Source organism: Pectobacterium carotovorum, assembly GCF_900129615.1.
In the GTDB taxonomy this organism is placed as follows: Bacteria; Pseudomonadota; Gammaproteobacteria; order Enterobacterales; family Enterobacteriaceae; genus Pectobacterium; species Pectobacterium carotovorum.
This window is the reverse complement of sequence record NZ_FQWI01000001.1, coordinates 649,066-672,961: the sequence shown is the minus strand read 5'-3', so window position 1 is coordinate 672,961 and position 23,896 is coordinate 649,066. Positions and strand designations below refer to the sequence as shown.

General features: G+C 51.9%; 19 protein-coding genes. 10 read left to right on the top strand and 9 right to left on the bottom strand.

Annotated features, from left to right (window positions below; genetic code table 11):
- Positions 1-126: 126 nt before the first annotated feature.
- The gene (gene tyrR, locus BUB06_RS02940) at positions 127-1,695 is read left to right on the top strand and encodes a transcriptional regulator TyrR (RefSeq protein ID WP_039471744.1); all 1,569 of its coding nucleotides are present in this window, start codon (positions 127-129) and stop codon (positions 1,693-1,695) included.
- A gap of 51 nt (positions 1,696-1,746) precedes the next feature.
- Here tyrR and tpx read toward each other — a convergent pair whose 3' ends face one another.
- Together tpx and mpaA are read right to left on the bottom strand one after the other, a co-directional pair.
- Positions 1,747-2,250, bottom strand: a complete 504-nt coding sequence (gene tpx, locus BUB06_RS02935) for a thiol peroxidase (RefSeq protein ID WP_039288920.1) — start codon at positions 2,248-2,250, stop codon at positions 1,747-1,749.
- A 79-nt stretch (positions 2,251-2,329) separates the two neighbouring features.
- On the bottom strand, positions 2,330-3,049 hold the full coding sequence (mpaA, locus tag BUB06_RS02930) for a murein tripeptide amidase MpaA (protein ID WP_039471746.1): 720 nt from the start codon (positions 3,047-3,049) through the stop codon (positions 2,330-2,332).
- A 164-nt stretch (positions 3,050-3,213) separates the two neighbouring features.
- On the opposite strand from mpaA, the gene BUB06_RS02925 reads away from it, so the two are divergent.
- From BUB06_RS02925 to BUB06_RS22080, 3 genes are all read left to right on the top strand, one after another.
- Entirely contained in the window at positions 3,214-4,830 is a 1,617-nt protein-coding gene (locus tag BUB06_RS02925; protein WP_039471749.1) for a peptide ABC transporter substrate-binding protein, read from the top strand.
- A 124-nt stretch (positions 4,831-4,954) separates the two neighbouring features.
- Entirely contained in the window at positions 4,955-5,938 is a 984-nt protein-coding gene (gene zntB, locus BUB06_RS02920; RefSeq protein WP_039471750.1) for a zinc transporter ZntB, read from the top strand.
- Positions 5,939-6,502: 564 nt separating this feature from the next.
- Positions 6,503-6,679, top strand: a complete 177-nt coding sequence (locus BUB06_RS22080) for a hypothetical protein (RefSeq protein WP_162847964.1) — start codon at positions 6,503-6,505, stop codon at positions 6,677-6,679.
- A gap of 121 nt (positions 6,680-6,800) precedes the next feature.
- On the opposite strand, the gene ttcA is transcribed toward BUB06_RS22080, so the two are convergent.
- Complete coding sequence (gene ttcA / locus BUB06_RS02915; RefSeq protein ID WP_039471752.1) at positions 6,801-7,736, bottom strand: tRNA 2-thiocytidine(32) synthetase TtcA; 936 nt, start codon at positions 7,734-7,736, stop codon at positions 6,801-6,803.
- 374 nt (positions 7,737-8,110) lie between these two features.
- Positions 8,111-8,380: a hypothetical protein gene (locus BUB06_RS02910; protein ID WP_039471754.1), complete on the bottom strand. Its 270-nt coding sequence runs from the start codon at positions 8,378-8,380 to the stop codon at positions 8,111-8,113.
- A gap of 556 nt (positions 8,381-8,936) precedes the next feature.
- Here BUB06_RS02910 and BUB06_RS22075 point away from each other — a divergent pair.
- The 3 genes from BUB06_RS22075 (at position 8,937) to BUB06_RS02900 (ending at position 10,345) form a co-directional block, all read left to right on the top strand.
- Entirely contained in the window at positions 8,937-9,089 is a 153-nt protein-coding gene (locus tag BUB06_RS22075) for a hypothetical protein (protein ID WP_153266398.1), read from the top strand.
- 36 nt (positions 9,090-9,125) lie between these two features.
- Positions 9,126-9,476 carry a 2Fe-2S iron-sulfur cluster-binding protein gene (locus BUB06_RS02905; protein ID WP_072012994.1) on the top strand — a complete coding sequence of 117 codons (351 nt, stop codon included), beginning with the start codon at positions 9,126-9,128 and terminating at the stop codon, positions 9,474-9,476.
- Between the two features lie 578 nt (positions 9,477-10,054).
- The gene (locus BUB06_RS02900) at positions 10,055-10,345 is read left to right on the top strand and encodes a putative hemolysin (RefSeq protein ID WP_039471756.1); all 291 of its coding nucleotides are present in this window, start codon (positions 10,055-10,057) and stop codon (positions 10,343-10,345) included.
- A gap of 33 nt (positions 10,346-10,378) precedes the next feature.
- On the opposite strand, the gene BUB06_RS02895 is transcribed toward BUB06_RS02900, so the two are convergent.
- The 3 genes from BUB06_RS02895 to BUB06_RS02885 all read right to left on the bottom strand — a co-directional run bounded on the left by BUB06_RS02895 (position 10,379) and on the right by BUB06_RS02885 (position 14,959).
- Positions 10,379-11,371 (bottom strand): 2-hydroxyacid dehydrogenase, encoded by a 993-nt coding sequence (locus BUB06_RS02895; RefSeq protein ID WP_010295895.1) that lies wholly within the window; start codon positions 11,369-11,371, stop codon positions 10,379-10,381.
- A gap of 111 nt (positions 11,372-11,482) precedes the next feature.
- The gene (locus tag BUB06_RS02890; protein WP_010295898.1) at positions 11,483-13,036 is read right to left on the bottom strand and encodes a methyl-accepting chemotaxis protein; all 1,554 of its coding nucleotides are present in this window, start codon (positions 13,034-13,036) and stop codon (positions 11,483-11,485) included.
- Between the two features lie 369 nt (positions 13,037-13,405).
- Positions 13,406-14,959 (bottom strand): methyl-accepting chemotaxis protein, encoded by a 1,554-nt coding sequence (locus tag BUB06_RS02885; RefSeq protein WP_010295901.1) that lies wholly within the window; start codon positions 14,957-14,959, stop codon positions 13,406-13,408.
- 372 nt (positions 14,960-15,331) lie between these two features.
- Between BUB06_RS02885 and BUB06_RS02880 the strand changes: the two genes are divergently transcribed.
- Together BUB06_RS02880 and BUB06_RS02875 are read left to right on the top strand one after the other, a co-directional pair.
- Positions 15,332-17,923 (top strand): YdbH family protein, encoded by a 2,592-nt coding sequence (locus BUB06_RS02880; RefSeq protein ID WP_039471758.1) that lies wholly within the window; start codon positions 15,332-15,334, stop codon positions 17,921-17,923.
- Positions 17,924-17,938: 15 nt separating this feature from the next.
- Positions 17,939-18,172 carry a YnbE family lipoprotein gene (locus BUB06_RS02875; protein ID WP_039471760.1) on the top strand — a complete coding sequence of 78 codons (234 nt, stop codon included), beginning with the start codon at positions 17,939-17,941 and terminating at the stop codon, positions 18,170-18,172.
- A 43-nt stretch (positions 18,173-18,215) separates the two neighbouring features.
- Here BUB06_RS02875 and BUB06_RS02870 read toward each other — a convergent pair whose 3' ends face one another.
- Positions 18,216-18,821 carry an FMN-dependent NADH-azoreductase gene (locus BUB06_RS02870; protein WP_010295909.1) on the bottom strand — a complete coding sequence of 202 codons (606 nt, stop codon included), beginning with the start codon at positions 18,819-18,821 and terminating at the stop codon, positions 18,216-18,218.
- 305 nt (positions 18,822-19,126) lie between these two features.
- Here BUB06_RS02870 and hrpA point away from each other — a divergent pair, with 305 nt between their 5' ends.
- A complete protein-coding gene (hrpA, locus tag BUB06_RS02865) occupies positions 19,127-23,014 on the top strand; it encodes an ATP-dependent RNA helicase HrpA (RefSeq protein ID WP_039471762.1) in 3,888 nt (1,295 codons plus the stop codon).
- Between the two features lie 16 nt (positions 23,015-23,030).
- Here hrpA and BUB06_RS02860 read toward each other — a convergent pair whose 3' ends face one another.
- The gene (locus BUB06_RS02860) at positions 23,031-23,870 is read right to left on the bottom strand and encodes an EcsC family protein (protein WP_039471764.1); all 840 of its coding nucleotides are present in this window, start codon (positions 23,868-23,870) and stop codon (positions 23,031-23,033) included.
- Between the last annotated feature and the right edge of the window lie 26 nt (positions 23,871-23,896).

Below are 23,896 nucleotides of genomic sequence, written 5' to 3'. Positions count from 1 at the left end.
TCATTGACGTGGAAAAAACGTACAGATGTGTCAACTTTTGCTGCCACCTTACTTCATCCGGTGCAAACGAAAGGGTATTATCAGTAGCAATAGCCATGTCGTGTCTCTTGAAGAAGGTAGCCGTTGATGCATCTGGAAGTGATTTGTGAAGACCGCATTGGTATGGTCCGTGAACTGTTAGATCTACTTGCGTCACGCAATATTGATTTACGCGGCATTGAAATTGCGTCTATTGGTCGTATCTACCTGAATTTTGCCACCCTCGATTTTGATGATTTCCGTCTGCTGATGACGGAAATCCGCCGTATTGAAAGCGTTAGCGATGTGCGTACCGTGGCCTTCATGCCGTCAGAGCGCGAACACCGGGCGTTGAATGCGCTTCTGGAATCGATGCCTGAACCCGTATTTTCGCTGGATATGAAAGGAAAGTTGGAGCTGTTTAACCCCGCCGCGCTGGCGCTGTTTGAACAGTCGGCAGAGACCATCAGCGAACTGACGATTGGCAGCATGATCCCCGGTTTCAATTTCGCCAGTTGGCTGGAGAAGAGTAGCGCCGTCTTGGCGGAACGTGTGGTGATTCGCGGTCAGGATTTCTTGCTGGAAATGACGCCGGTCCGTCTGGAAGATGATGCCGGTAAAGTGGCCACGGCGGGCGCGCTGGTGATGCTGAAATCGGCCGCTCGTATGGGCCGACAGTTGCAGAATCTCGCCGTGAACGATGAGAATGAGTTCGATCATATCGTTGCCGTTAGCCCGAAAATGCGTCAGGTGATTGAGCAGGCGCGTAAATTAGCAATGCTGGACGCGCCGCTGCTGATCGTGGGCGACACGGGGACGGGCAAAGATATGCTGGCGCGTGCCTGCCACCTGCGTGGACCACGCGGCAAGAACCCTTTCCTGGCGCTGAACTGCGCGGCGTTACCCGATGATGTGATGGAGAGCGAGTTGTTCGGCCATGCGCCCGGCGCGTATCTCAATGCGCAGGAAGGCAAGAAAGGCTTCTTCGAACAGGCGAACGGTGGTTCGGTTCTGCTGGATGAAGTTGGTGAAATGTCGGCACAGATGCAGACTAAGCTGCTGCGTTTCCTGAATGACGGGACATTCCGCCGCGTCGGTGAAGATCATGAAGTCCATGTTGACGTGCGGGTGATTTGCGCGACCAAGAAAAATTTATTGGAGCTGGTGCAGCGCGGTGAGTTCCGGGAGGATCTTTATTATCGCCTCAATGTACTCACGCTGATGTTACCGCCGCTGCGCGAGCGTCCGGCGGATATTATGCCGCTGGCCGAGCTTTTCGTGGCGCGCTTTGCCGATGAACAGGGGATTTCGCGTCCCAAATTGGCCGCAGATGTGGAACATTTCCTGCCGCAGTACGGCTGGCCGGGTAACGTTCGTCAGTTGAGAAATACCATTTATAGAGCGCTGACGCAGTTGGAAGGTAACGAACTGCATATGCAGGACATCGATCTCCCGGCGTTTTCGATTGATGTGCCGCAAGATGAAACCCTGCTTGATGGTTCGCTGGACGACATCAACAAGCGCTTCGAGCGCTCTGTACTGACCCGCCTTTATCAATCCTATCCAAGCACACGCAAACTGGCGAAACGCTTAGGGGTATCGCACACGGCGATAGCCAACAAACTGCGGGAATATGGGCTCAGCCAGCGTAAAGCGGCGGGGGACGACGAAGAGTAAATAACAAAACGGCTGCTTGCGCAGCCGTTTTTCACGTAATGCCAGTGTCGCTTATTTCAGAACAGCCAGTGCTGCGTCGTAGTCTGGTTCAGTGGTGATTTCGTTCACCAGCTCGCTATGCAGCACGTTGTCGTTTTCATCCAGTACGACAACCGCGCGAGCGGTCAGGCCTTTCAGCGCGCCATCAGCAATAGCAACGCCATAGTTTTCTTTAAACTCACCGCCACGCAGGGTAGACAGCACAACGACGTTGTTCAGACCTTCCGCGCCGCAAAAGCGGGACTGCGCGAACGGCAGATCGGAAGAGATACACAGAACAACGGTGTTATCCAGTTCAGAACCCAGTTGGTTGAATTTGCGCACGGACGCGGCACAAACACCGGTATCGATGCTTGGGAAAATATTCAGGATTTTGCGCTTGCCAGCATAGTTGCTCAGCGGGGTATCGGACAGATCTTTAGCCACCAGAGTAAATGCTGGGGCTTTGCTTCCTTTGGCTGGGAATGACCCTGCTACTGGCACAGGATTGCCTTGAAAATGTACGTTCTGTGACATGTTTGCGTCCTTAATTACAGGTGATTAACACGCTGCTCAGTTTAGGGCAACATTAGCAACATTGGTATAAAAATTACGATTAAAATTGCTGGCTTAGCAATGCCACCATCGCTTTCAAGTAGCATTCGCTGGCGGCATCTGCCGAGATTGGCGGAAGCTCAGCGGTAATGCAATGAAGCGAACGATCGGCGCACCAACTTCCGAAAGAGCCAGGTGTGTCGTAACCGATACTCGATACTAACGGCAGCTCGCACTGTTGCGCCAACCATAGACCCAGTTCGGAACGATGTGGATCCTCAATGCAGGCGAGTGGCTCATGAAAAGAGACAACCCAGTGGGGATTAAGTTTCTCAATCAGCGTGCAAAGGGCTTTTGTTTCCGGCTCTGAACCCGCAGTTTCACCGGTAGAGAGCTCGACATCACGTTCATCTGCGGCGCTATTCCAGCGGTAGACCGTCTTCCCCGGTTGCCAATTACTGGCCGGAAAATTGCGATTGAGATCGACGCCGTTAGCGTTGGCACGCAGCCCCAACTGACAGCCATCCGGGTTCACCGCAAGAATCACGTGATGGCGACGCTGGCCTGGAAAGAGGGTACGCAGCGCGCAGGAAAGCGCCACCACCGCTGCGGTTTCATCGCCGTGTGTTCCGGCAATAATCAGCCCGCTCTCTGAAGGCGCTAATTCGGCGGGGAAATACAGCAGCGGCGCGCCCAGCAGCGATTTCCCATACGGTTCGCCCAACGACGGCAAATTACCTCGTTGCTGGCGCGCCTGAAGAGGAATGATTGTGTTTTCCATGATACCGCCCTGTGATTGCCTATGCGTTTCATCATAAAAAAATCGGCCCGGAGACGCAAACGGCGATGCAGGCTGACAAATTGCGGGGTATCGCTGGATGATAGTGCTGATTTCTGACTATTATATTCTTCAATCAATTCATTACGCTTTCAGGTCAAATCATCATGCACTATGGATATTCTGCATTTTATGCCGCGTTGATGGCGGCCATGACGGGCAATGCTGTCGCGGCGCAGGTTCCGGCGGGAACGGTTCTGGCTGAGAAACAGGAAATCGTCCGCCACATTAAAGATGAACCGGCTTCTCTCGATCCGATAAAAGCGGTAGGGCTGCCGGAAGCACAGGTGGCGCGCGATCTATTTGAAGGGCTGGTCAATCAGGATGCCAAGGGAAACATTGTTCCTGGCGTAGCGCTACGCTGGCAGACGACCGATAACCGCACGTTTATCTTTACCCTGCGAGATAATGCCCGCTGGTCTAACGGTGAACCCGTTACGGCAAACGATTTTGTCTACAGCTGGCGTCGTCTGGTCACGCCTGAAAACAGCTCGCCGTTCGCCTGGTTTGCCCGACTGGCGGGGATTCAGAACGCCGAGCAGATTCTTGCGGGCAAGCTGCCCGTCGATCAGCTTGGCGTGACGGCCGTCAACGATCACACACTGAAAGTGCAACTGAGTAAGCCTGTACCTTATTTTGTCAGTCTGACGGCGAATTTCAGCCTGTTTCCGGTACACCAGGCTACGGTAGAGAAATACGGAAACGACTGGACGAAGCCGGGCAATCTGGTCGGGAATGGCGCGTTTAAGCTGGATCATCGCGTCGTGAATGAGAAGCTGGTGCTCACGCAGAATCAATATTATTGGGATAACGCTAACACGCGCCTGACAAAGGTGACTTTTGTTCCGATCAATCAGGAATCGAACGCGACAAAACGCTACCTGTCAGGGGATATCGATATCACCGAGTCCTTTCCTAAAAACCTGTACCAGAAGCTGCTGAAAGACTTGCCCGGTCAGGTTTATACGCCAGAGCAGCTTGGCACCTACTATTACGCGTTTAACACGCAGCGTGCGCCGACCAATGACGTACGAGTGCGAAAAGCGCTGTCTTACGCCATCGATCGTAAAGTGATTGCGGAAAAAGTATTGGGCACAGGGGAAAAGCCAGCCTGGCACTTTACGCCGGATGTCACCGCGGGCTTCAAACCAACGGAAAGCCTGTTGCAGCAATATTCTCAGGATGAGCTGGATGCGCAGGCAAAAGCGCTGATGGCAGCCGCAGGTTACGGCCCAAATAATCCGTTGAAATTATCGCTGTTGTACAACACGTCGGAAAGTCACCAGAAGATCGCGATTGCCGTGGCCTCCATGTGGAAGAAAACGCTGGGTGTGGACGTACGTTTGTCTAATCAAGAGTGGCAAACCTACATCGACAGCCGCAATAGCGGTAATTTTGACGTCGTGCGAGCGTCCTGGGTCGGTGATTACAACGAACCGTCGACATTCCTCTCGCTGCTGGCCTCACATCACAGCGGAAATATCGCACGCTTTAAAAATGCAAATTACGATCGCGTCCTGGATGAAGCAGGCAATCAGACTAACCCGCAGGCGCTGAATGCGGACTACAACCGGGCTGAGCAGATCTTGATGGATGAAGCACCGATTGCGCCGATCTATCAATATACCAACGGACGCTTGATCAAACCGTGGGTGAAGGGCTATCCCATTACTAACCCTGAAGACGTGGCGTACAGCCACATGCTTTACATCGAAAAACATTAAGTACCGCATTAATACATCGAATGATGTGGCGATAAAGCCGGAGCGATCGTGATGGTCACTCCGGCTGGTAGCGTGCAAAACTGATAGCAAAAGCGCTGATAGCAAAAACCGTTGGAGGCAAGACGTGGAATCCTTTGCAGGAAAAGAGTTGCAACACAGCGGTGCGGTTCATGCGTATCAGTTGGATGGGAAGGGGGGCGTGACCCCGATTGGTGAGCAGGATGTGGTTAACAGCGAGAAACCCTGCTGGCTACACCTGGATTCTACCTTGCCCGCCAGCGTGCGCTGGCTGAATAAAACGACGCTGGTGCCGGATAGCGTACGCAATGCGTTGGCGGGGGAGAGCGCTCGCCCCAGAGTCACGCGTTTGGGGGAAGGTACGCTGATCACGCTGCGCAGCATTAACCTGAATGCCAATGCGCGGCCGGATCAACTGGTGGCGGTTCGGGTGTTCATTACCGACAAGCTGATCATTTCTACCCGGCGTCGTAAGGTTCTGGCTATCGACGAAATTCTTACCGACCTGAAGGAAGGCAACGGCCCGACGGACAGCGGAAGCTGGTTGGTCTCTATTGCGGAATCGTTGACCGATCATACCAGTGAGTTTATTGATGATTTGCATGAGAAAATCATCGATCTGGAAGAGGATTTGCTGGAGCAAAAAATTCCACCGCGCGGTGAGCTGGCGCTGATCCGCAAACAGCTTATCGTGTTACGCCGCTATATGACGCCACAGCGCGATGTATTCTCGCGTATTTCCGGCGAGAAACTGCCCTGGATGCAGGATGACGATCGTCGCAGAATGCAGGAAATCGCCGATCGATTAGGGCGCGGGCTGGAAGATCTGGATGCCAGTATTGCGCGTACCACGGTACTTTCGGATGAAATCACCGCCTTGATGACCGAAGCGATGAACCGCCGTACCTATACAATGTCACTTTTGGCGATGGTTTTCCTGCCGACGACGTTCTTAACCGGCTTATTTGGCGTCAACTTAGGGGGAATTCCCGGCGGCGATGCGCCGTTTGGTTTTTTCACGTTCTGCCTGATGTTGGTGATATTGGTGGGCGGCGTTGCATGGTGGTTAAAACGCAGTAAATGGCTATAACGACTCGTGGCGAACGGGTGCGCAGATAATCACAAACTGTCGTGAACAGCTAAAAAACCACGCGTAAATTGAGCAATATCAACATTTTTTACCCTGTTGTGCGGCACTATCATTCCCGCAGGTGAATGCAACGTCAAGCGATGGGCGTTGCGCTCCATATTGTCTTACTTCCTTTTTTGAATTACTGCATAGCACAATTGATTCACACCATGCCGACAGTTTTGTCGGCTTTTTTTTGCCCCTCGATCCTGACCTTTTCCGTTATCCCTCAAGAGACGTTATAAAATGCCTTTGGCATTTTATTATGGTGGGCTATCGCGCCCCCTCCCTTCGGGCCGTCGCAGGCGACGTTGTAAAATGCCTTTGGCATTTTATTATGGTGGGCTACGCGCCACACCCTTCGGGCCGTCGCAAGCGACGTTATAAAATGCCTTTGGCATTTTATTCATTAGCTTACTACGCTTAAAGGGAAGCGCTGGCGCTGCTTGGTCAGCCGTAACGCATGTCTGTACTGCTTCAGTAGCTGGATTTGCCTTAACAGTATCCAACACCGAGGAGGAAAATATGCTCACTCAAGACGCCACGGATTATCTGCAAGCCGACACGGTTCCGGTTGAACCGATTCCCATTATACCGAACGATCCGACACCTCGTCCGCTTCCCGATCCACCGCCCATTCCTGATCCGCCGCCGACAGGGCCGGAACACGAACCCGTCACTGAACCACCGCAAGATCGATAGCGGTACTCTACGCGGCAGAAAACGGCAATAAAAAACACGGTGGTGAAACAGCAACCGCTGCTTCTTGCCACCGTGTCTCTATTCGTTATGGTAATGCCATTCCCTCACGGGAATGTCGTGCTTATTTTATTTCCAGCACGTCAAGACGGGTCACGGATGGCACATCGTCATCTTCTTCCGGCTGCCAGCCAACGGGCTGCAACGGCAGTTCTTCACGGTCAAAAGCCAGATCGCCACCATCCACCACGTCGCTACCGTGACGAATGCCTTTAAAATCGAACAGCGCATGATCGGCAAGATGAGATGGCACAACGTTCTGCATGGCGCTAAACATGGTCTCAATACGGCCAGGATAGCGTTTGTCCCAGTCGCGCAGCATGTCTTTAATCACCTGACGTTGCAGGTTTGGCTGCGATCCGCACAGGTTGCACGGAATAATCGGATATTGGCGGGCTTCAGCAAAGCGTTCGATATCTTTCTCACGGCAGTAAGCAAGAGGGCGGATGACGATATGTTTACCGTCGTCGCTCATCAGCTTCGGCGGCATGCCTTTCAGCTTTCCGCCGTAGAACATGTTCAGGAACATAGTCTGTAGAATATCGTCGCGGTGGTGACCGAGGGCAATTTTCGTTGCGCCGAGCTCCGTCGCGGTACGATACAAAATCCCGCGGCGCAGGCGTGAACACAGCGAGCAGGTGGTTTTCCCTTCTGGAATCTTGTCTTTCACAATCCCGTAGGTATTTTCTTCGACGATCTTGTACTCCACGCCGATGCTATCAAGGTACTGCGGAAGAACGTGCTCCGGGAATCCCGGCTGCTTTTGATCCAGATTTACCGCGACCAGAGAAAAGTTAATCGGCGCGCTCTGTTGCAGATTGCGCAGAATTTCCAGCATGGTGAAGCTATCTTTCCCGCCGGACAGGCACACCATGATGCGGTCGCCTTCTTCGATCATATTGAAATCAGCGATAGCTTCGCCAACGTTACGACGCAGGCGCTTTTGCAATTTATTGAGGTTGTATTGAGTTTTTGGGTTAATTTCTTGTTTTTCTGACATTTTTATCTGTGCTCGTTGCAAAAGGCATTGCGGATGGAAAACGGTTCAGCGCAGACGCTAACACGGTCTGCACGATCATGGCGTGTATGGTACGGATTACGGCGACGAATACCAGATCGTTTTACAGCGGTGTTCCTGAATTCCCCTGTGGGTGAGGGGGAGTCGCTGCTTTTTGCGCGTCTTAGAGGAATGTTATCGCACAGCGTCGGCTACGGTTTGATGCTGAGGCCGTGGAAACTGAGGGGCAATAGAAGTCATGATCCCCCCATTTTCAGGTGAAAATTCAGGTAGGGCAGGGAAGTAGAAGATATAAAACAACGCTACGGCTAGTGAGATAAATACACTAGCCGTAGCGTCATTGATTGAACTATTTATTACGGGAGAACATCTTCAATTTTAGTAATATGTGCATCGCCGCTTAGCGGTTTATAAATATGGATTTTGACAATTTTTAGTGGTGCCTCGGGTGACGTTACCGTACCCTTCGTCAGAAAGGAGTAGTTCGTACCCGATACCACCTGTGTTGCGACAAACAAAGGCGTGTAGGTCACACCTAGCAAATGTACGGTGGATTTAAAAATTTCTTTATCTGCATCATTCAAATCACGGAAAGCAGTCCATCCACCAGTAAGTTGATCTGACATTATTTCACCTCATTTAATTTGATTAGTAATGTATCGCTGTGTTGCCCTATTAATATATTCATAGGGCAGTGAAATGAGACTAGGTTGTTTGATTTTATTTGGCAAGGATGAATGTCATTCCTTTTATATGAATAAAATGAAAGTATATCAAAAAATAAAATAAGAGCCTTTAGGTGATTTGTTAATGATGGTTTTAGAGTGAGTTAGATATGCTTAAAACTATTTTACATGAATTACATTCATTAATATAAATATCAAGAGTTTTATGTGACAGGCATCAATGGATCATGTCACGTTCTGAACGTTGTTTGCCTTAACTTCCTCATAATATTGCTATCGAATGCATCGTACACTTCTGCTGCCGCTTCAGCTCACTCGTCTGGTTCGGTAAATCGAGTCGCATTCGGTTCAGCCTAATAAATCATCTAATTATTAACGTACTTTAAAATAAGAAAATAAATATTCAATGTAATATCTCTCTTGCGCTGTGGTTGTCGTCATCAGTTGAGCGAAACTCCTGTAATAATCATGAATCTAATTTAATAAAGAGGGAACAATGGAAAAAGAAAGCAGTGAACGTTTGAGAAATGAAACGGTATCAGAAGAAATTAATGAAAAAGAGGAGCACATTGAGAAAGAAAATAGCGCCAATGACTCAAATAAAAGACGTCCTGGATGCAATCGAAAAAAATGTTTTTGCGCACGATAAAATTAATCTTCATTAATTAATGAAAAAGGAATGAAAATGGCTGTTTATAAAGTTAAAGATGTCGCTACGCGTACGGAAATTGAGGTCCCTGATGATGTGTATATTTTAGATGCCTTTGAAGAAGCAGGTGTTGATTTACCTTACTCATGTCGGGCTGGGGCATGTTCTTCATGTGTTGCACTACGTATTAGCGGTCAGGTTGATCAGTCAGATGCTTCATTTTTAGATGATATCCAGAAGAAATATTTTGTTCTGCTATGCAGTGCCTACCCTCAAAGTGACTGTGTCATTAAAAGTGGTGTCGAAGAATTGCTTACAGAAGTTGATTTTGACAAGCTTGAAAATGGGTGGGAATTGATTAGTGGCTTTGAAAATGAATCCAGTTAAAATTGCGAGTTTTCTGGATATATAATAAAACCAGTTGAAGTTCTAGCCTACTAATTTCTTGATGATGGTTTTTAAATATTTTCAGATATCAATAATGTTAATTGTAATATTAACGCGAGCCGAATCTCACTGATTATTTCGCTATTGGGAAGTGGCCATGTCGCCACTATTAATACTAATAGCGATTTTATTCTGAGCGACTCTTTGGACGAAATTTCAATTTCATCTATGATGTAAATCCAAGCACTCATTATGATATTTTAGAAAAATGGGCGAAAACCTTGCTTGATACATTATCTGGTATACCATCTGAATTCAATATCCTTGATGGGATAGAAATAAGGGGGAGGGTAACCTCCCCGATAAATATGGGTAGAGGTGTGATGTTTCGATATATCTGAATCAGTATGATACTGCCGACTGGTATGCTACTTAACATGGCTTTTTTGGCGAAAGTGTCTTTTATACTTCAAAAAAATAAATGTAGTAGATATAGTCTTTATCTGAAAATATACGCATCGGCGTTGAGCGTAAAAATCACGCCAGCTCGCCTCCCACACATGACTCGGAGTTGAAACATGAAACTATTGCCATGGCTATGTACTGCCGCTGCGTTGCTGCTGGCGGGATGCAGTAATCATCGTGAGAACACTGCCGCTACCCAGCAAAACGCCACGCAAAATGATGATACGAACGCCGTCGTGTTGCTGAAAAGCAGTTCGCCAGTTGACGTCAACTGTACGTTGATTGGCGGAACTATGGCGATCTCTAGACAGCTTGATGGTGCGAGCGTGGGGGCCTGTCAGTTAGCCAACGGTAAGCGCTGTAGCGAGCAATCGCTGATGAATGGAAGTTGTCCGGCAGGGTGAGTGTTGCGGCAGTCAGCACTGCCGCAGGAAGGTTTACGGTGTAACCAGATTTACACAAGACGCGTTCTGGCTGATGTCTTTCAGGTTCTGTAGCGTGGTTTGGGAAATGCTGATTAGTGCTTCTTCCGTCAGGAACGCCTGGTGCCCGGTAAACAGTACGTTGTGGCACGCGGATAAGCGGCGGAAAATATCGTCCTGAATCACATCGTTGGATTTATCGGCGAAGAAGAGATCGCGCTCGTTTTCATAAACGTCCATGCCCAGCGCGCCAATTTTCTGTTGCTTCAACGCGTCGATAGCGGCCTGCGAGTCGATCAGTCCACCACGGCTGGTATTGACGATCATGACGCCGTTTTTCATTTGCGCGAAGGCCGCCTGATTCAGCAGGTGATGATTCTCCGGCGTCAGCGGGCAGTGCAGGGAGATGACGTCCGCGTTGGCGTACAGCGTTTTTAGATCGACATACTCCGCCCCTAATTCCAAGGCCTGCGGGTTTGGATAGGGATCGAAGGCCAGCAGCCGCATCCCGAAGCCTTTCAGAATGCGCATCGTGGCGATGCCGATTTTTCCGGTGCCAATAATGCCCGCCGTCCGGTTGTGCATATTGAAGCCAATCAACCCTTCCAGAGAGAAGTTCGCGTCGCGAGTACGCTGATAGGCGCGGTGAATGCGGCGGTTAAGCGTCAGCATCAGGCCGACGGCGTGTTCGGCGACAGCCTCAGGGGAATATGCGGGAACGCGTACTACGCTGATACCCAGCTCCTTAGCGGCTTCCAAATCGACATTGTTAAAGCCCGCACAGCGCAGCGCGAGCGTTTTAATGCCCAACGCTGCCAGTTCGGTCAACACTTCGCGCCCACCGTCATCGTTTACAAAGATGCAGACGGCCTGACAGCCCGCGGCGGTTTTCGCGGTGCGCGATGTCAGCATGAAATCAAAAAACTCCAGCTCATAGCCAAACTGCTGATTGACCTGCTCCAGATATTTACGGTCATACTGCTTCGTGCTGTAAATTGCCAGTTTCATTGATAGTTTCTCCGAAAAATCCTTAGGTTAAGCTATCAGAAAATCGGGCGGTGACAAACCGTTACCTGACTGACAGTAACGGTTTGAAATTGAGAGGCGGCAATAGCGGATTTAGCGCGACGTACTGAAAACTGACACAGCTTCGGACATCGTGGAGATCTGCTGTTCCAGACTGTTAATGGCAGAACTGGAGTGCGTAGCCAAAATGGTGTTCTGGCGCGTCAATTCATCAATGTTGTTCACCGCAGAATTAATCTGCCCCAGCCCTTGCGATTGCTCTTGTGTCGCCAGGCTGATTTGATTCACAAGCTGTGAGACCTGCTGTACCTGAGCCAGAATGTTGTTCATTGACTGACTGGTGTGGTTGACCAATTTATCGCTGGTGTGAATGTTCGCGATTGTGGCATCGATAATCGCTGCGATGTCTTTGGCGGCAGCGGCACTACGCTGCGCCAGAATACGGACTTCCCCCGCGACCACGGCGAAACTCTTGCCCTGTTCTCCGGCGTGAGCGGCCTCTACTGCCGCATTAAGCGCCAGAATGTTGGTCTGGAACGCCAGATTATCCAGCACGCTAATGATGTCGGTGATCTCTTTGCTGGAACGGGTCATGGTCGCCATGGTATCGGTTACCTGATTAACCGCTTTCTCTCCGGCATTGACAGCCTGATTGGCATCATTCGCACAACGCGTTGCTAACTGTGTGGCAGACGCATTACTTTGGATCGTCGCCGTCAGTTCTTCCATTGATGACGCGGTGGATTGTAAGCTTTGCGCGGTATCTTCACAGCGCTGGCTGAGTGTGTAATTCCCAGAAGCAATCTCGCCGCAGGCGTGGCGTAGTTCAGCCAGCTTGCCATTAACATCATCGACAAACGTGCGGAAATTCATGCCGGATTGGTTGACGGCGCGTAATAACATGCCAACTTCATCCACGCGATTAAGTTGAAACGAGTTGTCCGCCTGCCCGGATGCGGAATTAATAGCCTGGCGTAGAATCTTTTCCAGTGGTTTTGCCAGATGTTGAACTAATAATTCACTGGTTATTGTCGCGCCAGCGAGTAGTGCCAGAACAAAAGTTAATAGCGGTGTGGTGAGTGGAAGGGTCGCCAATAAGAAAAGAAGCGCAAATAGCATGAAAAGGAAAACGTAGCTTCTTATCCGCCACCGTATGGGGATGACGGTAAATAAGCTAAGAAGTTTCAGCGGCCCTTTATAAATCAATAGTCCCTGAAAGAGCCGGCGGTTTTTTAATTTATTCTCGTTCATTTGGTGGTAAAGCGCTTCTGCTTGCCGAATCTCTTCCTGTGAAACGCGGGTTCTCACCGACATATATCCTGTGATTTTCCCTTCCTTCATCAGCGGCGTCGTACTGGCTTTTACCCAATAATAGTCGCCACTCTTGCGGCGGTTCTTGACGACGGCCGTCCAGATTTTACCTGCCTTCAGCGTTGCCCACATGTCGGCAAACGCCTGCGGGGGCATGTCCGGGTGGCGCACGATATTGTGAGGTTGGTGGAGGATTTCCTCAAAGTCGTAACCACTGGCATCAATAAAATCGTCATTGGCATAAGTGATATGGCTATCGGTAGTGGTAACCGACATTAGCTTTGCTTTTTCATCTAATAAATACTGAATATCACTGACTGGAAAATTCTTACGCATTTATTGATCCTTTTAGTATAAGCAAGCATAAACATAATGTTTTTAGATCCATTAGCTAACTGAAAAGCGATTAATGCTATTTAATTAACGGCAATCTTCACGAAATACTTAGCGAGTAGACTTATATATTCTTACTAGTTCCGCCCGTTATTTTTTCTTTAGGAAACCGTTATTTTTTCTTCAGGAAAGTTGTTGCCTAGCCCGACTCGCTGCAAGAGCCTGCGCCGGTGACCAAAAGCATTCATTTGCTAAGTATATTATGACTCTGCGAATTTGCACGGTGGGCAATGCAGGTTAAAGTATGGGAAAAATGACGAGGGGATAAGGCGACGGACGCCCTGATATGAGCGCCCGTGAGCATGAGATTAACTAGCGGGAAAGACTAAAGACAGAGGCTGCCTGTACCATACTCGAGATCTGCTGTTGCAGGTGATCGGTGGCCGAATGTGACTGACTCGCCAGCGCGGTATTCTGATGTGTGAGCTCATCGATGCGGTTTACCGCTTCATTAATTTGCTCCAGCCCTTGAGATTGCTCCTGCGTTGCGAGGCTGATCTCATTCATCAAATTGGTGACGTGCTGAACCTGCAGCAGAATATTGCTCATGGATTTATGCGTGTGTGAAACCTGCTGTTCGCCGGTACGAATACTATTCAGCGTTTCATCAATAATGGTCGAGATATCGCTGGAAGAGGAGGCGCTGCGCTGCGCCAACGAACGCACTTCACTGGCGACCACCGCAAAGCTCTTACCCTGTTCTCCGGCATGGGCAGCTTCAACAGCCGCGTTCACGGCCAGAATATTGGTCTGGAACGCGAGATTATCCATCACGCTGACGATATCCGTAATCCGTTCGCTGGAACGGGTGATCGTCTCCATCGTATCGGAGACCTGGCTGACAGCCTGCTCACCAGAGTTCACCGCCTGATTCACATCCTGCGTATAGAGTGAGGCCTGAAGCGAGGCTTCCGCATTACTTTTTATTGTTGCAGTAAGCTGTTCCACGGAGGCGGCGGTTTGTTGCAGGCTCTCTTCCGTTTCCTCGCAGCACTGTGCCAACGTATGGTTGCCTTGCGCGATTTCATTACAGGCGTTTTTCAGCTCGCTCAGATTGGTGTTCACATCGTCCACGAAGGTGCGGAAATTCATACCGGACTGATTTACCGCGCGCATTAACATGCCAATTTCATCCACGCGATTCAGCTGCGTCAGGTTGTCCGCCTGTCCGGCGGCGGAACGCATGGCCTGAGCCAGAATTTGCTCAATAGGACGGGCAACATGGTGCACCAGAAGCTCACCACTGACAAAACAGCAGGCGATAAGCAGCGGAAAGAGTACGGAAGCCAATGCCGTTCCCGCCAGCAGGGAATAGGCGGCGATGAGCGGAATCAGGCTAAAGAGCAGAAAATAGCTGCGGATGCGCCAGCGTAATGGCATGGTTTTAAAAAGACTCAGGATGCGCAATGGCCCGGTATAAATAAGCAGGCCATGATGGAAGGTGCGATATTTCAGTTTACCTTCGTTTGCACTGGCATAGAGCGCCTCAGCCTGGTGAATCTCTTCGGGTGAGGCGGCGGTCCGCACAGACATATAACCGGCAATTTCACCGCCTTTTCTCAGGGGCGTGGTGCTGGATTTTACCCAGTAATGGTCGCCATTTTTGCACCGATTTTTCACAATCCCCGTCCAGATATTGCCTGCGCGCAGCGTTTTCCACATATCCGCGAAGGCGGCTGGTGGCATATCCGGGTGTCGGATAAGATTATGGGGCTGCCCCATCAGCTCATCAGTGGTATAGCCGCTGACATCAATAAAATCTTTGTTTGCGTAGGTAATATGGCTTTCTGGCGTGGTGACCGACATGAGTCTGGTTTTTTCAGAAAGAGGGAGTTGGCGGTCGGTTACAGGGGTGTTATTACGCATAAAGCAGTCCTTGATATGCTGTGTCCGAATACTGATTTAACATGAGGCATACCCACGACAATGAATCAGCGGATAGCGGTAATGGTTCAGGTTGCTCATTGCTTTTTTTAAGGCGGTCGGGCAGAAGGAGATAATCCTGATATCCACCCGTAAACGCTTTGTTCATGATGAGATAACGTGATTCATTACAAAATATAACCTCAATTAAACATTTTACCACGAAAGGGTAATGAGTACGTATGCACAATAGTAGTAAATGTGAGTTGGATAGGATTGTTTGTTAACAAAAAGAGCGATTTGTGAATGAATAATCGGCAGAGTCATACAGGACGAATTTTTACCGCTATTGAACAGGATGCTTAACTCGCGCTAATGATTAAAAAACGTGCACTTTCAATTGCTTTCCTGTTCGCCGTATTGCTGTTTCTTTCCTGGCGAACACTGTCGCAGTGGCTACCGCACCTTGCCAACATCTGGCTCCCGACGGAGATGTCTTTGACCGTGGATGGGACACCTGGCTGGCAGGGCGGTGGGCTGCATAGCGCGGGATTCCGTCTTACGGCCGGGGAGTGCACGCTCGTTGACGTACGGAATATGACGCTGCGTTGGCATAGCTGGCGATGGCATGTTGATATTGATGCCGTGACGTTAAACAGCGACTGCTTGCAGCATGTGCCAGCAAGCAGCAGTACCGAGCCAGCGATGCTGCTGGCGCAATGGCAGCAGCGATTGCCTGCTGCCGATATTCAGGTGAAGACGTTTACGCTACAGCCCTGGCAGGATTATGCCGGACAGGTGCGACTCAGCAGCGACGGCAAGCGGCGACAAACGTTGGACTATCAGGGCGATCAACTGGCGTTTAAGGCAGAACTGAACGATAAGCGTCTGACCTTGCATGAGAGCATGCTCGCAACGCCGGCGGGGTTCGTGCGCCTGCAAGTCAGTGGTGAGATGGAACTGGCCGATACGCTGGATGCTGCACCGGTGCAGGGGCGACTCACCGGAAAACTGGATTCAGGGCAAACGCCGGATCCGCTTTCGCTCCTGCTGGACTGGCATCATCAAGCGGGTGAGCTGGTACTGAATGCGGCGAATGATGATACGCCGCTGATATCGTTGCCGTGGCAACTGACGGATGAGGTTATTCAGGTGACTAACGGCGTCTGGCGTTGGCCTTATGCCGATCAGCCACTCTCCGGGCAGGTTGCCATAACATTACAGCACTGGCGACAAGGGCTGGATGCCACCACGATTAACGCGCGGTTGAACATGCTGACGCAAGGGCATAATGGCAAGGCGAACGCCGTGCTGGTGTTGGGGCCGGGCAACATCGGCCTGCTCAACAGCGAATTGCGCTTTCAGCTTACCGGGCAGGCGAACTTACCCGCGCTCTCCCTGACGGCGACGCTACCGGGGGTATTGCAGGGCTCGATTCTCAATCCTGAACTCGCACTTTTACCGGGGGCGCTGCTGCGTGCCTGGGGAACGCCTGCGCCGCAAATTTATCTTGAAGAAGCACGCTGGCCGCTGGCGGGTGTCCGAGTCAGTGCAACGGGCGTGAATGGGCGGCTACAGGCGATTGTGAAGGCGCGGGAAGTATACTGGGGGCGCTTTAGCCTGCACCTTGACGGTCAGGCACAGGATTTCTGGCCGGATCAAGGGCAGTGGCAATGGCGTTACTGGGGCAATGGCCAGCTACCGCCGCTCAAAGGTCAGTGGGACGTTGCCGGCCGAGGCCAGTGGCAGGATACGCTGATTGAAGTCAACCAACTGTCGAGCGGTTTGGATCAGTTGGGCTATGGCATTGTGACGGTACACCAGCCCCGCCTGACGATCACTGAGCCGATCCGGTGGCAGCGCGCCCGTTCCGGTGAGCATTTTCAAGGCGCGCTGCAACTGGCCTCCGAACGGGCACACTTCAGCAACGGGGGCTACTTGCCACCTTCGTTGCTAACGCTGGCGATGCAGGGGCGTAGCCCAGATGATTTCCAGCTACAGGGGCAGCTACAGGCTGAGGATATCGGGCCAGTTAGGCTGCGTGGCCGCTGGGATGGAGAGCGACTGCGTGGTGGCGCGTGGTGGCCGACACAGCCGCTTAAGGTGTTTCAGCCTCTGCTTTCTCCGCTGCTAAAAATGAACATTCGTGCTGGGCAGTTTTACGCACAGGCGGCATTTTCCGCCGCACGTAAAGAAGGATTCATTGCAGGCGGACATTGGGTCGTGAAAAATGGCGGACTGTGGCTACAGGATGGTGAAGTTAGCGGCGTCAACTTTGTCCTGCCTTACCGTTTGAAAGATCAGCGCTGGCAGTTGGGCGTCAAGCAGCCTGTCGCGCTACGAATTGACGTGTTGGATAACCTGTTTCGGATGAGCAATATCCGCGTCGATCTCCAGGGTTTTTACCCGTACAGTGAACGACAGCCGCTGGTTATGTCTCAGGCCGACATGGACGTATTAGATGGGCATATTGGGCTGTCCACGCTGCGTTGGCCACAGCGAGAACCCGCGCTATTCACCGTGAAGAGCGTGGATCTTAGTGAGCTAATGACGGTGCTGAAGCAAAAGCAGTTTGCCCTGTCTGGGCGCGTGAGCGGCACGCTTCCGCTGAATTTTAATCACCCGACCACGCTGATTGAAGGCGGACGAATTACCAATGATGGTTTCCTGACGTTGCGGCTGGATAACCAACTGGCCGATGAGCTAGCGAGTAAAAATCTGGCAGGTGGGGCGGCGATTGGCTGGCTGCGCTATCTGGAGATTGGGCGTTCCTATGCCACGCTTGACCTGACTAATCAGGGCGAACTGACATTGACGTCGCAGGTGCAGGGGAAAAACTCGCAGCTCAGCGCGAAACGTCAGGTGATTCTTAACTATCGCCATCAGGAGAATATCTTCCAGCTATGGCGCAGCTTGCGTTTTGGCGATAACTTGCGGGATACGCTGGAGCAGCAGGCCAATGAATAAATTCAAGGTAGAACAATGAACAAGCGCGAGACATTGCTGGTGGTAGGTTGCACGGTCACTTTCCTGACGGGGTGTGTGCCGCGTATCGAAGTGGCTGCGCCCAAAGAGCCGATCACCATCAATATGAACGTGAAGATCGAGCATGAGATTCACATCAAGGCGGATAAAGAGGCGACGCAACTGCTGGAAAGATCGGACAATGCGGCTGGCGATGAGATAAAGAAAAGCGCGCCGGAAGGCGCGCAATAGTCAAGCCAAGTAAACCAATGGCAAGGTCGGTAATGATGAATCTTTATGCGGTAACTAACTGAGACAGCTGAGTTTTCGCCGTTTCGGTGGCTTTCTGTGCCACATCTGGGCCGTAGCCATAACCTTCTGCAAACACGAACTCAAGGTCAGTCAGACCGAGGAAGCCCAGGAATACACGCAGGTACGGTTCCAGTAGATCGGTTGGCGTGCCTTGATGGATGCCACCACGGCTGGTTAATACGATAGCGCGTTTACCTTTCACCAGACCTTCTGGGCCTTGCTCGGTGTAGCGGAACGTTACACCCGCGCGCGCCACCAGGTCAAAGTAGTTCTTCAACTGAGTCGGAATGTTGAAGTTATACATTGGTGCGGCGATCACGATAACGTCATGTGCTTGCAGTTCGGCGATCAGATCGTCGGACAGTTTCAGTGCTTCCTGTTGACGAGGAGTCAGGGCAGCATCGGAAGGACGCAGCGCGCCAACTAATTCGCCATCAAGAACCGGAATCGGTTGAGCGGCCAGGTCGCGGACGGTGATACTGTCGTTTGGATGTGCAGACTGCCACTCGGCGGTGAAGTGGTCGGCCAGTTGGTTTGACTGAGAATAACCTGCCAGAATGCTTGATTTCAGAACCAATACTTTGCTCATTGCCAATTCCTTTAGTGATTGAAGTGGGCGACAACATAACGCCCTTTGATGCGTCACATCTTATGCGGTGCTCTGGAAAGTGAAAAGTGCAAATATTCGAGGTCTTTATTCGATTTTATTGAATAAGACGATGTTTGACTAAGACCGGGCCGGGGCGATTAGAGCCGTCTATGACAATGTGCTACTATCCACGGCTTAAAAATTCAGTACCTTAAAATCAGGGTAGGCTCCATCGAGCCAGATTCGGCGGCGAGCATCGCCCCGGCAGAGACAAGAATTAGAGAAAACGATTAAGGAAGAGCAACGTGAAATCACCTCTCAGTGCATTATCTACGCAGTTAAGTGAGCTAATGCTTCGCGATCGGCAACGCCTGCGCCGCCGTTTACAGGGCGCGGCAAAGGTCAGCAGCCCGCAGGCTCAGGCGGCGATCGCTCAGGAAATTGAGGGGGAAATCGCTGCTGCGCGCCAGAAAGTCGAGAACCGACGGGCAAGCTGTCCGGCGATTCACTATCCCGAACAGTTGCCCGTTAGCCAGAAAAAAGACGAGATACTGGAGGCGCTGCGTCATCATCAGGTGATTATCGTCGCCGGTGAAACGGGATCGGGTAAGACCACGCAGCTACCGAAAATCTGCCTCGAACTGGGGCGCGGCGTGCACGGCCTGATTGGTCACACGCAGCCGCGTCGTCTGGCAGCCAGAACCGTTGCTGACCGCATTGCTGCCGAGCTGGAAACGCCGCTAGGTGGCAGCGTAGGTTATAAAGTCCGGTTTAACGATCAGGTCGGTGACAATACGCTGGTCAAACTGATGACCGACGGTATTCTGCTGGCGGAAATTCAGCAGGATCGCCTGTTGATGCAGTACGACACGCTGATCATCGATGAAGCGCACGAACGCAGCCTGAATATCGATTTCATCATGGGCTATTTGCGCCAGCTGCTGCCAAAGCGTCCTGATTTAAAAGTGATTATTACGTCGGCCACCATCGATCCACAGCGCTTCTCTCGCCACTTTAATAACGCGCCGATCATTGAAGTGTCCGGCCGGACCTATCCGGTCGATGTGCGGTATCGCCCCGTGGTGGAAGATGCGGATGACAGCGAGCGCGATCAGCTACAGGCGATTTTTGATGCGGTCGATGAACTGACGCGCGAAGGGCCGGGGGATATTCTGGTCTTCATGAGCGGTGAACGTGAAATTCGCGATACGGCAGAGGCGTTGACCCGTCTGGACTTGCCGCATACCGAGATCCTCCCGCTGTACGCGCGCCTGTCGAATCAGGAACAGAACCGCGTCTTTCAGTCACATCACGGCCGCCGCATTGTGCTGGCGACCAACGTGGCGGAAACCTCGCTTACCGTACCGGGGATTCGCTATGTCATCGATCCGGGCACCGCGCGTATCAGCCGCTACAGCTTTCGCACCAAGGTACAGCGTCTGCCGATTGAACCGATCTCGCAGGCGTCGGCGAATCAGCGTAAAGGACGCTGCGGCCGTGTCGCCGCTGGGGTGTGTATCCGTCTCTATTCCGAACAGGATTTCCTGTCGCGGCCTGAATTTACCGATCCCGAAATTCTTCGCACCAATCTGGCTTCCGTTATTCTGCAAATGACGTCGTTGGGGCTAGGCGATATCGCCGCGTTCCCGTTTGTTGAAGCGCCGGATAAGCGCAATATTCAGGACGGCGTGCGGTTGCTGGAAGAGTTAGGCGCGATTAATCTGGCCGAGAACGGGCATTATCGCCTGACGCCGCAGGGGCAACAGCTGGCGCAATTGCCGATCGATCCGCGTTTGGCGCGAATGGTGCTGGAAGCGCGTAAAACCGGCTGTGTGCGTGAAGTGATGATCATCACCGCTGCGCTGTCGATTCAGGATCCACGCGAAAGGCCGATGGATAAGAAGCAGGCATCGGATGAGAAACACCGTCGTTTTGCCGATAAAGACTCCGATTTTCTGGCTTTCGTCAATCTGTGGGATTACCTGCGTGACCAGCAAAAGGCGCTGTCTTCCAGCCAGTTCCGCCGCCAATGCCGCACGGATTTCCTTAACTATCTGCGCGTGCGTGAATGGCAGGATATCTACACGCAGCTGCGTCAGGTAGTGAAAGAACTGGGGCTGCCGGTCAACAGTGAACCGGCTGATTACCTGAGTATTCACTGCGCGCTGCTCACTGGCTTGTTGTCGCATATCGGGCAGAAAGATATTGAGAAACAGGAATTCAGCGGCGCGCGTAACGCACGGTTTGCGATTTTCCCTGGCTCTGGGCTATTCAAAAAGCCGCCTAAGTGGACGATGGTCGCTGAACTGGTGGAAACCAGCCGCCTGTGGGGACGCATTGCCGCGCGTATTGAACCCGAATGGATTGAGCCGCTGGCCCAGCACCTGATTAAGCGGAGCTACAGCGATCCTCACTGGGAGAAAGCGCAGGGCACGGTGATGGCGCAGGAGAAGGTGACGCTCTTCGGGCTGCCGATTGTCGCGGCGCGCAAGGTGAACTACAGCCAAATCGATCCGACGCTGGCGCGTGAAATGTTCATCCGCCACGCGCTGGTGGAAGGCGACTGGCAAACGCATCACGCCTTTTTCCGCGCCAACCTCAAACTGCTGGCGGAAGTGGAAGATCTCGAGCATAAATCGCGCCGCCGCGACATTCTGGTGGATGACGAAACGCTGTTTGCTTTCTACGATCAGCGCTTGCCGCACGATGTGGTGTCGTCGCGCCATTTTGACACATGGTGGAAAGCCGCCAGCCGGGATAATGCTGACCTGCTTAATTTTGAAAAGAGCATGTTGATTAAAGACGGCGCGGAGAAGGTGAGCGCGCTGGACTACCCGAACTTCTGGCATCAAGGCAGCCTGAAATTACGCTTGTCCTATCAGTTTGAACCGGGTGCAGATGCGGATGGCGTCACGGTACATATTCCGCTGCCTATTCTCAATCAGGTGCGTGAAGAGGGCTTTGAGTGGCAGATTCCCGGTGTGCGCCGCGAACTGACGATCGCGCTGATTAAGTCATTGCCTAAGCCGTTACGTCGTAACTTTGTTCCCGCGCCGAACTATGCCGAAGCGTTTCTGGCCCGTACTACGCCATTAGAGAAAGGACTCTTGGATGCGCTGGAACGTGAGTTGAGGCTGATGACGGGCGTCACGGTACCGCGTGAGGCGTGGCAGTGGGATCAGGTGCCCGATCATCTGAAAATCACATTCCGCGTTATCGATGAGAAGAATCGGACGCAGCGCGAAGGCAAAGACCTGAATGCGTTGAAAGATCAGCTTAAGGATAAAGTGCAGCAAACGCTGTCATCCGTAGTGGATGACGGGCTGGAGCAGCGCGGCCTGCACGTCTGGAGCTTTGGTTCGCTGCCGGACTGTTATGAGCAGAAGCGGGGCGGCTATTCTGTCAAGGCCTATCCGGCGCTGGTGGATGAAAAGGATAGCGTGGCGATTCGCCTGTTCGATACGCCGCACCAGCAACAGCAGGTGATGCGGCAGGGGCTGCGCCGTCTGTTATTGCTGAACATTCCGTCGCCGATTAAATATCTGCATGAAAAGCTGCCGAACAAGGCGAAACTCGGTCTTTATTTCAACCCGTACGGAAAGGTGTTGGATCTCATTGATGACTGTATCGCCTGCGCGGTGGATAAGCTGATTGAATCATCCGGTGGTCCCGTCTGGCAGGAAGAGGCCTTCCAGCAGTTGCATGAAAAAGTGCGCGCGGAACTGAACGATACGGTGGTTGATATCGCCAGGCAGGTTGAGCAAATCCTGACGGCGGTCTTCACCATTAACAAGCGTCTGAAAGGGCGTGTAGATATGGCGATGGCGCTGGCGTTAAGCGATATCAAGAGCCAGATGAACGGGCTGGTGTTCCGTGGCTTTGTGACCGAAAACGGCTGGCAGCGTCTGCCGGATGTGCTGCGTTATCTGCACGCGATAGAGCGCCGTCTGGAGAAACTGGCGCAGGATGTTCACCGCGACCGGGCGCAGATGCTGAAAGTGGAGCACGTTCAACAGGCGTGGCAGCAGTGGTGGAATAAACTGCCTGCGGAGCGACGTGATGACGACGATGTGAAAGCGGTGCGCTGGATGCTTGAAGAACTGCGCGTCAGCTACTTTGCTCAGCAGTTAGGAACGCCGTTCCCGATCTCGGATAAGCGCGTGTTGCAGGCGATGGAGCAGGTAGAAGGGTAATCCTCTCGGTATCACATCAGGTCGGCAAGGGCTGCTTTTTGATCTCAAGGTAAGCCGACCTGATGGCTTCTTCACCATACTGCTGTTCCAGACGTTTTATGATGAAATGACCTTTCGCCATGTTTTGGTAGTGGTGAATAAACAGCGTATTAATGGCCGCACCGCTGGCGGCACCAATCACCGGAACAATCTGCGCGGCCATTTTTTCCGTCATGGTTACGCCCAGTCTGGTAGCGACCGCATCAATTAGTTTTGCCAGCGTTTTCCCTGCCTGTGAGGTACTCATTCTGGCTGACGCTTTCCCGGCGCTTTTCTTGCCAGCAATGCCGATTAATTCGCGGCTGGCATGTCGGGTGATATCGGCCAGAACGGCGCGTGACGTGTAATAGGCAGAATCGGTCGCGTCGTCGCTTTCTTGTGTCCCGCCGAGCGCGAAAACCTCCACACAGGCGGCTTTGACAGAAAAATCACTGAGGGAGAAACCTTCGCTGCGGGCAATATCCGCCACGGAACGCATCATGATCGTGGTGCTGATAGGCAGTTCGACCAGCAGGCCCGCCGCGCCAAAAAAACCGCTGACTGCACCGGAAGCGGCAACGACCAGCTTGTGTGTCTTTGGCGATGCGACGCGATCAGGCGCATCGTCTAGCGTATAGAGTGCGGCGTCTACCGCTTTGTAGAGCGCGGAATGAACCACATCCTGTATTTTATTTTTCACCATGACGGGTAGCTTCGACAGACTCCATTCAATCGGTTTTCCAACCAGATTCGCTGCCTGTATGGTAAAAGAGGGGGCTTCCAGCAGCGCGATGGCCTGTCTGATGGCGAGCGCATCTTGTTGAGTAAGAAGAGTCATGTGCGTTCTCCGTACCGTTGGTTGAA